This is a genomic window from Lysobacter sp. 1R34A (assembly GCF_051217035.1).
GTDB lineage: Bacteria > Pseudomonadota > Gammaproteobacteria > Xanthomonadales > Xanthomonadaceae > Lysobacter.
This window is the reverse complement of sequence record NZ_JBPKJP010000007.1, coordinates 1-13,201: the sequence shown is the minus strand read 5'-3', so window position 1 is coordinate 13,201 and position 13,201 is coordinate 1. Positions and strand designations below refer to the sequence as shown.

Annotated in this window: 12 protein-coding genes and 1 pseudogene; 4 read left to right on the top strand and 9 right to left on the bottom strand. The window is 68.7% G+C overall.

What is annotated here, in order from left to right:
• Positions 1–18: 18 nt before the first annotated feature.
• Positions 19–1,668 carry an electron transfer flavoprotein-ubiquinone oxidoreductase gene (locus tag ACSAMQ_RS04030; RefSeq protein WP_435394406.1) on the bottom strand — a complete coding sequence of 550 codons (1,650 nt, stop codon included), beginning with the start codon at positions 1,666–1,668 and terminating at the stop codon, positions 19–21.
• A gap of 231 nt (positions 1,669–1,899) precedes the next feature.
• Here ACSAMQ_RS04030 and ACSAMQ_RS04025 point away from each other — a divergent pair, with 231 nt between their 5' ends.
• Positions 1,900–2,493: an alpha-ketoglutarate-dependent dioxygenase AlkB family protein gene (locus ACSAMQ_RS04025; RefSeq protein WP_435394405.1), complete on the top strand. Its 594-nt coding sequence runs from the start codon at positions 1,900–1,902 to the stop codon at positions 2,491–2,493.
• A 97-nt stretch (positions 2,494–2,590) separates the two neighbouring features.
• Here the strand turns inward: ACSAMQ_RS04025 and ACSAMQ_RS04020 are convergent, their stop codons facing one another.
• The 5 genes from ACSAMQ_RS04020 to ACSAMQ_RS04000 all read right to left on the bottom strand — a co-directional run bounded on the left by ACSAMQ_RS04020 (position 2,591) and on the right by ACSAMQ_RS04000 (position 7,276).
• Entirely contained in the window at positions 2,591–3,277 is a 687-nt protein-coding gene (locus ACSAMQ_RS04020; RefSeq protein WP_435394404.1) for an ABC-type transport auxiliary lipoprotein family protein, read from the bottom strand.
• A gap of 77 nt (positions 3,278–3,354) precedes the next feature.
• On the bottom strand, positions 3,355–4,284 hold the full coding sequence (locus ACSAMQ_RS04015; protein WP_435394403.1) for an MlaD family protein: 930 nt from the start codon (positions 4,282–4,284) through the stop codon (positions 3,355–3,357).
• A 46-nt stretch (positions 4,285–4,330) separates the two neighbouring features.
• Positions 4,331–5,215 (bottom strand): lysostaphin resistance A-like protein, encoded by an 885-nt coding sequence (locus ACSAMQ_RS04010; protein WP_435394402.1) that lies wholly within the window; start codon positions 5,213–5,215, stop codon positions 4,331–4,333.
• Positions 5,212–6,060 carry an ABC transporter ATP-binding protein gene (locus ACSAMQ_RS04005; RefSeq protein WP_435394401.1) on the bottom strand — a complete coding sequence of 283 codons (849 nt, stop codon included), beginning with the start codon at positions 6,058–6,060 and terminating at the stop codon, positions 5,212–5,214. Before ACSAMQ_RS04005 ends, ACSAMQ_RS04010 begins: the two co-directional genes overlap by 4 nt.
• 94 nt (positions 6,061–6,154) lie before the next feature.
• Complete coding sequence (locus ACSAMQ_RS04000) at positions 6,155–7,276, bottom strand: ABC transporter permease (protein WP_435394400.1); 1,122 nt, start codon at positions 7,274–7,276, stop codon at positions 6,155–6,157.
• 152 nt (positions 7,277–7,428) lie between these two features.
• Between ACSAMQ_RS04000 and ACSAMQ_RS03995 the strand changes: the two genes are divergently transcribed.
• The gene (locus ACSAMQ_RS03995) at positions 7,429–8,679 is read left to right on the top strand and encodes a threonine/serine ThrE exporter family protein (protein ID WP_435394399.1); all 1,251 of its coding nucleotides are present in this window, start codon (positions 7,429–7,431) and stop codon (positions 8,677–8,679) included.
• A 178-nt stretch (positions 8,680–8,857) separates the two neighbouring features.
• Here ACSAMQ_RS03995 and ACSAMQ_RS03990 read toward each other — a convergent pair whose 3' ends face one another.
• The 3 genes from ACSAMQ_RS03990 to ACSAMQ_RS03980 all read right to left on the bottom strand — a co-directional run bounded on the left by ACSAMQ_RS03990 (position 8,858) and on the right by ACSAMQ_RS03980 (position 12,110).
• Positions 8,858–9,241 (bottom strand): H-NS histone family protein, encoded by a 384-nt coding sequence (locus ACSAMQ_RS03990; protein WP_435394398.1) that lies wholly within the window; start codon positions 9,239–9,241, stop codon positions 8,858–8,860.
• Positions 9,242–9,689: 448 nt separating this feature from the next.
• Positions 9,690–11,402 (bottom strand): proline--tRNA ligase, encoded by a 1,713-nt coding sequence (locus tag ACSAMQ_RS03985; RefSeq protein WP_435394397.1) that lies wholly within the window; start codon positions 11,400–11,402, stop codon positions 9,690–9,692.
• Positions 11,403–11,627: 225 nt separating this feature from the next.
• Positions 11,628–12,110 (bottom strand): DUF4124 domain-containing protein, encoded by a 483-nt coding sequence (locus ACSAMQ_RS03980; RefSeq protein WP_435394396.1) that lies wholly within the window; start codon positions 12,108–12,110, stop codon positions 11,628–11,630.
• A 112-nt stretch (positions 12,111–12,222) separates the two neighbouring features.
• Here ACSAMQ_RS03980 and pssA point away from each other — a divergent pair, with 112 nt between their 5' ends.
• Both pssA and ACSAMQ_RS03970 read left to right on the top strand, forming a co-directional pair.
• A complete protein-coding gene (gene pssA, locus ACSAMQ_RS03975; RefSeq protein WP_435394395.1) occupies positions 12,223–12,999 on the top strand; it encodes a CDP-diacylglycerol--serine O-phosphatidyltransferase in 777 nt (258 codons plus the stop codon).
• Positions 12,996–13,201: pseudogene (locus ACSAMQ_RS03970) on the top strand (hypothetical protein); the annotation flags it as partial. The gene pssA and the pseudogene ACSAMQ_RS03970, both read left to right, overlap by 4 nt.

The window sequence follows — 13,201 nt, the reverse complement described above, 5'->3', positions numbered from 1 at the left end:
TCGGCAATCGCGGCCTTGTCAAAGATTCTGGTAATTCGGCCCCGCGCCGCCTTCCGGGGTGACCCAGTTGATGATTTCGTACGGGTCCTTGATGTCGCAGGTCTTGCAATGCACGCAGTTCGCCGAGTTGATCTGCAGGCGCTTGGCGCCGGCTTCCTCGACGATCTCGTACACGCCGGCCGGGCAGAAGCGCGTGCAGGGATTGCCGTATTCCTCGGCGCACCGGGTGACGCAGATGTTGGTGTCGGCGACCTTGAGGTGCACGGGCTGGTCTTCGTCGTGCTCGGTCGCGGCGAAGTACACCGAAGCCAGGCGGTCGCGCGGGGCCAGGCTGCGGTCGACGTAGTCGCGCTTGGGCTGTTCGGCCTCGCCGAGCTTCTGCAGCGAGGACCAGTCGGGCTTGTTCTTCAGGGTCCACGGCGAGCGTCCGCCGGTGACGGTTTCCCAGGCGGCGTTGAGCATGCCGAACCACAGGCCGCGCTTGAACGCGGGTTTGATGTTGCGGACCTTCTTGAGCTCGGCCATCGCATCGGAGGCGCGCAGTTTGGCGTCGAAGCCCTCGCTGCTCAGCGACGGCGCGAGGTGTTCGGCGGCGAGCATGCCGGAACGGATCGCCTGGTGGGTGCCTTTGACCTTGGGCACGTTGAGCAGGCCGGCGGTGTCGCCGATCAGCAGGGCGCCGGGCATCTCGACTTTCGGCAGCGACTGGTAGCCGCCGGTGACGATGGCGCGGGCGCCGGCCGAGACGATGGTGCCGCCTTCGAGCAGCGGCTTGACCATCGGATGGTTCTTCCACTGCTGGAAGGCTTCCCAGGGCTTGTAGTCGGGATCGCGGTAATCCAGGCCGCTGACGTAGCCCAGCGCGACGCGGCCCTTGTCGAGGTGATACAGGAAGCTGCCGCCGTAGGTGTGGCTGTCGGCCGGCCAGCCGAAGCTGTGCACGATCTTGCCGGGGCTGACCCGGTCTTCGGGCACCTGCCACAGCTCCTTGATGCCGATCGAATAACCCTGCGGATCGCTGTCGGCGTCGAGCTTGAAGCGCTTGATCAGGCGCTTGGTCAGATGGCCGCGCGCGCCTTCGGCGAACACGGTGACCTTGGCGCGGATGTCGATGCCGGCGGTGAAGCCGGGCTTGTGGCTGCCGTCCTTGGCGATGCCCATGTCGCCGATGCGCACGCCGGCGACGCGGCCGTCGGGGTCGTGCAGGGTCTCGGCGGCGGCGAAGCCGGGGTAGATCTCCACGCCCAGGGCCTCGGCCTGCGGCGCGAGCCAGGCGCACATCGCGCCGAGGCTGACGATGACGTTGCCTTTGTTGTGCATGCCCGGCGGCACCGGCAGCTTGCGGCCGCCGGTCTTGCTGAGCAGCCAGAACTCGTCGTCGGTGGCCGGCACGCAGATCGGCGGCGGGTTGTCGCGCCAGTTCGGCAGCAGCGCATCCAGCGGCCCGGTCTCGATCACCGCGCCGGACAGGATGTGCGCGCCGATGGTGCTGGATTTCTCGATCACGCACACCGACAGCTCCGGATTGAGCTGCTTGAGCCGGATCGCGAACGACAGCCCGGCCGGGCCGGCGCCGACGGTGACGACGTCGTACTCCATGACGTCGCGTTCGATTTCGGTGGCTGGCGTGTCGGACGGCTGGACCGTATCGATCGGCTGTTCGCTCATGCTGGCGGGACTCTGGCGTGCGATCCGCCTATTGTCGCGGGTTTGCAGCGGCAGCGCCAAATCCGTCCGGACCGGCGCCGCATCCGCGCGGCGTTTAAAACGCTTTGGATGCCGTTGCGGACGCGATCCCGGACGATCGCGGCGACAGGCGTATGGAGGCCGGCGGGCGGCGCCCGCGCCGGCGCAGGATCCGGATCGCGAGGCCTGCGCGACGCGTGCTAGCGTGCCGCCATGTCCCTGCAACGCCTGCCTCTGGAAGACGCCGAACTGGCCTTCGATCCGCATTGGCTGGAACGCGCCGCCGCCGATGCCCTTCACGCCGCCCTGCTCGACGGCATTCCCTGGGAGGTGCATCGCATCCGCTTGTTCGGGCGCGAGCACGATTCGCCGCGGCTCAGCAGTTGGATCGGCGACCCCGACGCGCACTACCGCTATTCCGGGGCCGACTTCCGTCCGCATCCCTGGCCCGCGGCGTTGACGCCGATCCGCGAGCGGCTGACGCGCGAACTCGGGGTCGGTTTCAACAGCGTGTTGGCCAATCGTTATCGCGACGGCCGCGACGCGATGGGCTGGCACAGCGACGACGAGCGCGAGCTCGGGCCGAGGCCGCTTATCGCGTCGCTGAGCCTGGGGGCGACACGGCGCTTCGCGCTCAAGCACCGGCGCCGCGCCGAGCTGAAAGGCGCGCTGGAACTGGGGCACGGCAGTCTGTTGGTGATGTCGGGGCCCACCCAGGCGAATTTTCGCCACGCGTTGCCGCGCACGGCGCGGCCGGTGGGCGAGCGGATCAATCTGACGTTTCGGGTGATCGGGCCGCGGGCTTGAAGTTGGTTTTGCGGCGGGCGTCGTCGTCGAGTCGGCGCGGTCGCGGCCTGCGCCGCTCCTGCCCGAGAGCCAAGGCGGCCACGCGGCCGCGACTCGATCAGCGCTTGTGGGTCTTGTCGTGCGCGTCGCCGGAGATCAGCGTCCAGCCGGCGATCTGGCCCGTGATGGTTTCCAGTGCGCGCTCGAAGGCGTCGACCACGTCGGGCACCGCGGTGGTCGCGGCCGGTTGCGCCTGCAGGAAGGTCTGCGTGGCGACCACCTTCTGGTCGGGGTTGTGCATCAGCTTGGCGTTGATCTCGATGGTCGCCGACGGCATCGCCGCGCCCTGGCCGTAGTCGGACTCGAAACGGCGCATGTCCAGCACCAGCTTGTACTCGCCGCCGATGCCGCTGCCCTGGCGCGCGACCGCGGCGATCTTGCCGGAGTCCTCCAGGGTACGCAGCAAGGCATCCTCGATCATGCTGCTAGGCAGCTTGGCCCAGGCCGCACCCTTGTAGACCTCGATCTCGTTGCCGCTCGGGCGCACCGCGATGCGCAGGCTGTCGATCATGCGCGCCGCGTTGGGCGTGCTCAGCGACAACTGCCAGTTCGCGTTCGGCCAGGACGGATCGGCCCGTACGCGCGGGTCGGGCGCGTACTGCGTGGTCGGCTTCTTCGGCTTTTCGCCGAGGATCGACGAACAACCGGCCAGGGCCAACGCGGTCGCGCCGGCGAGGATCCAACCGAAGCGGTGAACGCAAGCGGAGTTGTTCGAAGAGTCGTTGGATCGGGACGTGTGAGTCATGGTGGTCTTCGCAACTGGGGCCATACATTCGCCGGCCCGATTGGCCGGCTGCCGTGCCGATGAGCTCGCCATGCGCCTCATTCGGGCTCGAATTCCTTGACCGCATCGCGGCCCAGCAGGTAGCGGGTCGGGTTGTTGTCGAGGCGGTCGCTGATCCGGCGCAGGTCGCGCACCAGCGAGCGCAACTCGCTCAGGGTCGGGCCGAGCTGGGCCAGGCCGTCGTTGGCGAAGCTGCTGATCGCGGCGCGGTTGTCGGTGAGGATGCCGTTGGCGCCGGTCGCGGCCGAGTCGAGCTTGGTCAGGGTGCTGTCGAGCTTGGCGATCAGCCCCGGCAGCTTGTTGACCAGTTCGCGGTCGACGCTCTCGACCGCGCGGTTGGTGGTGTCGAGGGTCGCGCTGAGCTGCTCGCTGGACTTGCGCGCGTTGGTGATCAGCGCGCGCAGGTCTTCGCGCTGGTCGGCGATCGAGCCGGTCAGCGATTCGATGTTGGCCAGGGTGTTCGAGACGTGCTTGACGTTCTGGTCGCTGAGCACCTGGTCCATGCGCGCGACCAGGCGGTTGGCGGTGTCGGCGATGTTCTGCAGCGCCGAGGCCTCGGTCTGGATCACCGGGATGTCGCTGCTGCGCTCGGCGTCGGCCAGCGCCGGGCTGTTCGGACTGCCGCCGGTGAGCTGGATGATCGGGCTGCCGGTGATGCCGGTCATCGACAGCTTGGCCCGGGTGTCGGTCTTGATCGGCGCGTCGGCCTGCAGGCGCAGCTTGGCGATGACCCGGCGCGGGTCGTCCGGCGCCAGGCTCAGTTGCTGCACGGTGCCGACCGAGATGCCGTTGTACTGCACGGTGCTGCCTTCCGACAGGCCGGTGACCGGCTCGTTGAAGATCACCGCGTATTCGCGCCAGCTCTTCTCCGAGGAGTACTTGGCCGCCCACAGAGCGAACAGCAACAGGAACAGCGTCACGATGATCGTGAACGCACCGATGAGGACGTAATTGGCCTTGGTTTCCATCAGGCACCTTTGAACGACGGGGCGTTGCCGTGTTTCATGGCCGGCATCATGCCAGCATGGGATAGGTAAAAGCGGTGAAATGAACGAGATTGAGGCCGAAGTGGGCGAGCACCGCACCGAACAGCCCGCCCTTGCGATAGGCCCAACCGTAGGCCAGGCCGGCCAGGCTCGCCAGCAGCACCCAGCGCCAGCCGCCGCCGGCGTGGACCAGGCCGAAGGCCAACGCCGACAGCCCGGTGGCGTAGGTCGCGCCGTGCCGCAGCTCGCGCCAGCGCCGCTGCAGGGCCTCTTGCAGATAGCCGCGGAACATGGCCTCTTCGGCCAGGGCTACCAGCAGCAGGTTGTTGAGCGCCCACAGCCCGCCGAACGCCGGCCACTTCGGCGCCCAGGCGATCGCGCCCAGGGCCAGCGCCAGGCCGAGGCACAGCAGCGCGGCCAGGGCGGCGCCGATCAGACCGGCCGACAGCGAGGCCGCGAACGGTTGCTCGCCTTCGCCGAAGCGCTTCAGCAGCGGCCAGCACAGCAGCAGCCAGAACCCGGCCAGGGGCTTGTCGAAATTGAAGTACAGCGACATCGGCGCGGCGTCGGGCGTCAGCCGCAGATCGCTCACAAGCTGCGGGTTGTGGAAGCCCGGCATCAGGTGCAGGCCCAGGGCGAAGGCGACCAGCACGAACAGCACGTGACCGGCGATGCGCCAGCCCTTGCCGCGCGGCGCCCGCACCAGCCAGGCGGCCAGGCCGAGCAGGGCGAAGGAGACCAGTGCGACGGGATCGAGCAGCCCGCGCCACAGTGCGCCGGCCACCACCGCGCCGAGCAGGACCAGGCTGGCCGTGCGCGCCTTCGTCCACCACAGCAGGGCGGCGGCCGCGCATAGCAGCCCCCACAACAACACGCTCCACGGCGCGTCGGCCGGCAGTCCCCAGGCGTTCATCGAGGCGGCGCATCCGCGAGGTTCTTGTCGCGCGCGACCTGCGCGGCGCGCGCGCGCGGGCCGTGGAAATATTCCTGCACCCAGGGGTGGTCGAGTTGTTCGACCTCGGCGATCGGCGCGCAGGCGATGACCTTCTTGTCGGCGAGCACGGCGATGCGGTCGCAGATCGCGTACAGGGTGTCGAGGTCGTGGGTGATCAGGAACACGGTCAGGCCGAGCGCCTGCTGCAGGGTGCGGATCAGGCGGTCGAACGCGGCCGCGCCGATCGGATCGAGGCCGGCGGTGGGCTCGTCGAGGAACAGCAGCGGCGGGTCCAGCGCCAGCGCGCGGGCCAGGCCGGCGCGCTTGCGCATGCCGCCCGACAACTGCGAAGGCAGCTTGTTGATCGCATCGGCCGGCAGGCCGGCCAGCTTGACCTTGAGCAGCGAGAGTTCGTAGCGCAGCGAGTCGGGCAGGTCGCTGTGGTACTCCTTCAGCGGCACCTGCACGTTTTCGCCGACGGTCAGCGACGAGAACAGCGCACCGTCCTGGAACAGCACGCCGGTGTTGCGCTCGATCTCGCGGCGCAAGCCCGGGTCGGGGTTGCGCGCATCGATGCCGAGCACTTCGATCTCGCCGGCATTCGGCTTACGCAGGCCGAGGATCGACCGCATCATCACCGACTTGCCGGTGCCCGAGCCGCCGACCACGCCGATGATCTCGCCGCGCCGCACGTCCAGGTCGAGGCCGTCGTGGACGACCTGTTCGCCGAACTGATTGACCAGGCCGCGGATGCGGATGATGGGGGCGTCGGCGGCTTCGCCGGCGCCCTCGGGACTCGGGACTTGGGACTCGGGACTCGTCACGGCCATTTCTCCGCGTCGTGCCCGCCCGCGCCCGCAAACCGCTTTGCGAGTCCCCAGTCCCGAGTCCCGAGTCCCGGCTTCACCTGTTCCCGCCTCACCAGCCCATCTCCATGAACCAGATCGCGAAGAAAGCGTCCAGCACGATCACCAGCGAGATCGCCTGGACCACGCTCGAGGTGGTGCGTTCGCCGACCGACTGCGCGGTGCCCTTGACCTGCAGGCCTTCCAGGCAGCCGATCAGGCTGATCAGCAGGGCGAAGATCGGCGCCTTCGACAGGCCGACCAGGAAATGCCGCAACTGCATGGTGTCGTGCATGCGCGCCAGGTACTGCTGCGGCGGAATGTCCAGGCCGTAGGCGCCGACGGTGAGACCGCCGAGCAGGCCGGCGACCATCGCGATGAAGGTCAGCAGCGGCAGCATCACCAGCAAGGCGAGCACGCGCGGAATCACCAGCAGGTCGATCGGGTCCATGCCGAGGGTGCGGATGGCGTCGACCTCTTCGCGGCTGACCATCGCGCCGATCTGGGCGGTGAAGGCGCTGGCGGTGCGGCCGGCCAGCACGATCGCGGTCAGCAGCACGCCGAACTCGCGCAGGAAAGCGATGCTGACCAGCTCGACCACGAAGATGGTCGCGCCGAAGTCCTTGAGGATGGTCGAGCCGAGGAAGGCCACGACCGCGCCGACGAGGTAGCACAGCAGCGCGATCAGCGGCACCGCGTCGAGGCCGACCTGCTCCATGTGGTGGACCGTGGCGGTCGGGCGGAAGCGACCCGGGTTCTTGAACAGACGCAGCATCTTGACCAGGGTTTCGCCGAAGAAGGCGACCAGGGCCAAGACTTCCTTCCAGTTGTCGGTGACTGCGAAGCCCAGGCGCGCGAGCGCGGCCTGGAAGCCGTACTCGCGCTTTTTCTTCGGGCGCTCGTCGGCGACGTCCTCGATCGCGCTGACCAGGGCGCGGTGACTGTCGTGGAAGGTGAAGGCGGTATCGAAATCGAGCTCGTGCCGGCGCGCATAGCGCATCAGCTGCAGCACGCCGACCGAGTCGAGCCGGTCGACCCCGCTGGCGTCGACTTCGCAGGCGCCCTCCGGCGCGCCCTTGAGGGCTTCGGAGATCCGGATCGCGTGCTCGAGCGTCCAGCAGCCGGAAAGGCGTAGCCGCGAGGGCGCTTGGCCATCGGCGGTGATTTCCGGCGCTTGCGTGGTCGATACGGTCATAGAGCCTCGGGCGGAGAATACAGGCTAGGGACGGCAAGGTGAGTGTCACGTGCAGTGCCGACCGACTGAGCGACCGAGGCCGGCACCGGATGCGCGGCCGGTCGCGCGGCCGGTCTGCCCAGCGACGCGCGCGCATGCGATGCTTCGCCGTTATGTCGACCCCGCATCCGCTCAGCGCCACCAGCTATGCCGCCCGCATCGCCTTCGTCGTCGAGCTGGCCGAGCGTCTGCACAGTTACGGCACCACCGCCCAGCGCCTGGAAGGGGCGGTGACCGCGGTCGCGCAAAAGCTGCGCCTGGAATGTGAGCCGTGGTCCAACCCGACCGGCCTGATCCTGACCTTCAGCGATCCCAACCGGCCGCTCGGCGACAGCGATACCACCCGGGTGATCCGGCTGCCGCCGGGCGAGAACGATCTGTACCGGCTCAGCGAGACCGATCGCATCGCCGAAGAGGTCATGGCCGGGCGTCTCGACCTCGCCGCCGGCCATGCCGCGCTCGAGCAGCTGGACCGGCCGCGCAGCAAGCGCTGGCGCGCCATGCAGGTGGTCGCCTACGGTCTCGCCGCCGGCGCGGTCGCCAGCCTGCTGCGACTGCCGTGGCTGGACATCGGCGTGGCCGCGATCAACGGCCTGATGATCGGCCTGCTGGTCGACATTTCCGGCTCGCGCCCGCGTTTCAAGGAAGCACTGGAAGCGATCGCGGCGATGTTCGCCGCCACCATGACGGTATTGGTCGCCAGCTTCATCGCGCCGTTGAACCAGAACACGGTGATCATCGCCTCGCTGATCGTATTGCTGCCGGGTCTGGCCTTGACCAACGCGGTCAACGAGCTGACCAGCCAGCACCTGGTCTCGGGCACGGCGCGCTTCGCCGGCGCCCTGACCACGGTGGTGAAACTCGCGGTCGGCACGGTGATCGCGCTGTACCTGACCGACCTGGTCGGGCTGCAGCCGCAGATCCGCGCCTCGCGTCCGCAGGAGGCCTGGGTCGAATGGTGCGGCATCGCGATCGCCGCTTACGCCTTCGCGGTGTTGTTCCGCGCCCATCGCAGCGATTATCCCAAGGTCATGGCCGCGGCCGCCGGCGGTTATCTGATTTCGCGTTTCGTCGGCCTGGCCTGGGGCAGTCCGGCCGGGATATTCCTCGCCGCCCTGACCCTGACCGCGGTCGGCAATGCCTATGCGCGCTGGGGTAATCGTCCCGGCGCGATCATCCGCGTGCCCGGCATCATCATGCTGGTGCCCGGCAGCGTCAGCTTGCGCGGGTTGCTGTCGATGATCCAGCAGCAAGACGTCAACGTCGGGCAGGACGCGGTATTGGCCGTGCTCAATATCCTGCTGGCGCTGATCGCCGGGCTGATATTCGGCAATCTGCTGCTGCCGGCGCGGCGGAATCTGTAAATCCGCCCGGCGAGGCGGCAGCGCGGGACGAGCGCAGGCGGGCCCGCGGCTCGGGTCGAGGATTCGATGGCGCCCGGGTCCTCGGGGGTCGCGCGGGGAATCTTCGCCCGCCCCGGGACATTTTCCGGAGGCACAAAAAAGCCGGCGCAAGGCCGGCCTCTTCGCTGCGTATCGCCGATTACTTGATCAGGAAATCGTCGATCTTGCGACCCGCGGCGACGTACGCGGCCAGCCAGCGCGGCTGCTTGCCGCGGCCGGTCCAGGTTTCGGCGGTATTGGCCGGGTTGCGGTACTTCGGCGCGACCTTGCCGAGCGGCTTGCGGGCCTTGCGGTCCACGGGGGCGGGCTTGGCGGCCTTAGCGGTCTTGGTGGCGCGGCCGCTGGGCGCGGCGGCGCCGAACAATTCTTCGAGGGTGTAGCCCTCGGTCTTGAGCAAGGCCGCGACCTTCTTGCGCACCGCAGCAATGGGCTTGCGCTTATTGAGGGTGGTCTTGCGCTTCTTGGCCTGGCTGATCAGTGACTCGAGTTCTTTCGCGGACAACGTGGAGAGATCGATCGACATGGAGCCTCCGGGGAGTGGGTTCGGATTTTGGCCAGTCCCTGGCGCGCGGCGGAATAGTAAAGGCACATTCCCTCCGCGTAAATGTGCCGAAGGTCCGTGTAGATATTCGCGTTCTTATCAGGGGCGAATCCATCGGGTTCGCCGTCGACGCGTGGGTTAATGTAATCGGATATTGGCCGCCGCGCTAACGGGCCGAAGGTACGACGGCCAAGCCTCGCCGCGGCCGCGCCCCATTGCGGCGCGGCGTGGAGGCGGAACGCGGTTTGCAATGTATTTGCCACAAACCGCGCGCACCGTACCGGCGGGCGGTTTCCGGCGCTCACGGACAAGCCGTGAGGATAATCGGACTGCGCCGGTCATGCCGGCGGCAGTGTTTTCCGACTTGTCTTCCAGATTACCTCGGCCGGCCTCCCCGCGGGGAGGCCGGCGGAAGGCGAATCGCCCGGGCTTATCCGGCGATCCGCGCCAGCACCGCAGCGCGATCGAGATTCTCGGCTTCGCTGGCGCGGCGGTGGCGGTATTCGAAACTGCCCGCGGCCAGGCCGCGCTCGGACACCACCACGCGGTGCGGGACGCCGATCAGTTCCATGTCGGCGAACATCGCGCCCGGACGCAGGCCGCGGTCGTCGAGTGCGGCATCGACGCCGGACGCCAGCAGGTCCCGGTACAGGGCCTGGGCGGCTTCGCTCACCGCGGCGTCGTTCTTGGGGTTGATCACGCACACCACCGCCTGCCACGGCGCCATCGCTTCGGGCCAGGCGATGCCGGCCTCGTCGTGGTTCTGCTCGATCGCCGCGGCGACGATGCGCGACACGCCGATGCCGTAGCAGCCCATCGCCGGGGTCGCGGCCTTGCCGGTCTCGTCGAGCACGCTCAGCTTCATCGCCTCGGCGTACTTGCGGCCGAGCTGGAACACGTGGCCGACCTCGATGCCGCGGGCGATGCCGAGCGTGCCCTGGCCGTCGGGGGAGGGGTCGCCGGCGACGGCGTTGCGGATGTCGGCGACCTCGTCGGGCTCGGCCAGGTCGCGGCCCCAGTTGACGCCGGCCAGGTGGTAGCCGTTTTCGTTGGCGCCGACCACGAAATCGTGCATCGCCGCGACGCTGCGGTCGGCGATCACACGGATTTTCTTCAAGGGCTTCACCGGGCCCAGGAAGCCGGGTTGCGCGCCGAGGTGTTCGAGGATCTCCGCCTCGGTGGCGAGGCGGTACTCGGCCAGGCCGGCGAGCTTGGACAGCTTGATCTCGTTGACCACGTGGTCGCCGCGCACCAGCGCCAGCGCGAACTGCGGCTTGCCTTCGCCGTCGGCGCCGACGATCGCGACCGACTTGACCGTGCCCGACAGGGCGACGCCCATCAGCGCGGCGACGTCTTCGCAGGTCTTCTGGGTCGGCGTGTCGACCTTGCGCAGCGCTTCGGCGGCCGCGGCGCGCGCGTGCGGCGCCACCGCTTCGGCGAGTTCTACGTTGGCGGCGTAGTCCGAGCCGTCCGAGAACGCGATCGCGTCCTCGCCCGAGTCGGCCAGCACGTGGAACTCGTGCGAGGCGCTGCCGCCGATCGCGCCGGTGTCGGCGAACACCGCGCGGAACTTCAGGCCCAGGCGGGTGAAGATGCGGCTGTAGGTGTCGTACATGTTGCGGTATTCGCGATCCAGGTCCTGGTCGCTCAGATGGAAGGAGTAGGCGTCCTTCATCAGGAACTCGCGCGCGCGCATCACCCCGAAGCGGGGGCGGATTTCGTCGCGGAACTTGGTCTGGATCTGGTAGAAGTTGACCGGCAGTTGCTTGTAGCTGGCCAGCTCGTTGCGGGCGAAGTCGGTGATGACTTCCTCGTGGGTCGGGCCGTAGCAGTACCAGGCTTCCTTGCGGTCCTGGATCTTCAGCAGCTGGCCGCCGAACTTCTCCCAGCGCCCGGTCTCTTCCCACAGCTCCTTGGGCTGCACCGACGGCATCAGCACTTCGATTGCGCCGGCGGCGTTCATCTCCTCGCGCACCGCGCGCTCGACCTTGCGCAGCACGCGCAGGCCCAGCGGCGACCAGGTGTAAAGGCCTGCGGCGAGCTTGCGGATCATGCCGGCCTTGAGCATCAGCTTGTGGCTGACGATTTCGGCTTCGGCGGGCGTTTCCTTGCTGGTATGGAGATGGAATTGCGACAGACGCATCGGCTGGGGTTCGCGGACGTGGAAAGCGAACAGTTTGCCATGCCGAGGCGGCGGCTCCGTCCGCCGGGGAGGGGTGGTCCGGTCCCCGGAGCGGGAGTGCGGCGCGAGCGGGCCGCCACGGCAGCGCCCGCAGCTGCGGGCGCTGAGGCGCTCAAGCCCGGGTCGGGCGCGAGCGGCTGGAAATCAGGCCCGAATCGGGCGCGAGCGCCCGAAATCAGACACGGATCAGGCGTCGCCCTGCTTGGCGCTCGACGGACGCGACTGCGCCGGGGCCGCGACCGGGGCCGCCGGCTGCGTGCAATAGGCCTTGACCGCCGATTCGGCGAGCTGGACCTGGGCCGCGCGCTGCTGCGCGTCGAGGACGTTGTCGGGCTTGCCGTCCTTGTTGGTGTCGACGCCGACCGAGGCCGAGCTTTGCAGTTGCTTGAGGTTGCCGCGCGCGGTCAGGCACTGGGCGTTCTCGGCCGGGGCGACCTCGCTGGCCGACTGGGCCGAGGTGGCGGTGCCGGACTTGTTCTTGATCACCCGGTTCTTGACCCCGCCCTGGTTCGGCGGCGGCGAATCGGAGTAGTGGGTGACGCCGTTGGCGTCCTTCCACTGGTACAGCTCGGTGGCGGCCGCCGGCGCGGCCAGCAGGGCGAACAGGACTGCGCTGGCGGCGAGCGCCGGAAAGGCGCGGAAAACGGCGTGGCGGGACGGGCAGGGCATAGCGAAGCTCCGAGGCAGGCAAGCGGAACGGACGGCGTAGGGCCGGTCGAGCGGGGGAAGCGGCGATTGCAGCATCCTGCCGAGGCGCAGGCAAGCGCTACACTTCCCAGTTATGGAACCCCATCACACGCCCCGCCCGCGCGGACGCGGCATTTACCTGCTGCCCAACCTGTTCACCACCGGCGGCCTGTTCGCCGGCTTCTACGCGATCATCGCCGCCACCCAGGGCCGCTTCGACGAGGCCTGCATGGCGATCTTCATCGCCGCCATCCTCGACGGCGTCGACGGCCGGGTCGCGCGCCTGACCAATACCCAGAGCGAATTCGGAGTCCAGTACGACTCGCTGGCCGACCTGATCAGCTTCGGCCTGGCGCCGGCCCTGGTGATGTACCACTGGGCGCTGGAGTCGACCAAGCTCGACGGGGTGATCCCCGGCAAGATCGGCTGGATCGGCGCCTTCCTGTACGCCGCCTGCGCGGCGCTGCGCCTGGCCCGCTTCAATTCGCAGGTCGGCCAGGTCGACAAGCGCTGGTTCATCGGCCTGGCCAGCCCGGCCGCCGCCGGGCTGGTGGCGAGCTTCGTCTGGACCTGCCACAGCTTCGACCTGGTCGGCGAGCAACTGCGCTACGGCGCGCTGGCGTTGACCGTGCTCACCGGCCTGCTGATGGTCAGCCGCATGCGCTATTTCAGCTTCAAGGGCAGCGGCCCGCGCAACGACCGGGTGCCGTTCCTGGCGATCCTGATCGTGGTGGTGGTGGTGATCGCGATCGCGATCGACCCGCCGCGCGTGCTGTTGGCCATCTTCGCGCCGTACGCGCTGTCCGGCCCGGTCTCGGCCATCTATCGGCGCCTGCGGCGCACGCCGCCGGCCGAGGCCGGCCCGCCATGAGCGGGCTGTGGAGCGCCGAGCAGCGCGAATGGCTGCAGGCGATGGGCCATTCGGTGATGACCCTGGCCGCGGACCAGACCGAGGCGCCGGCGGCCGAGGTCGAACTCGGCGGCGTGCTCGAATACGGCGTGCAGTGGTTCCTCGACCGCGCCACCATCGACAACGGTTTCGGCGATCTCAGCCGCAGCACCAATCCGGCGGT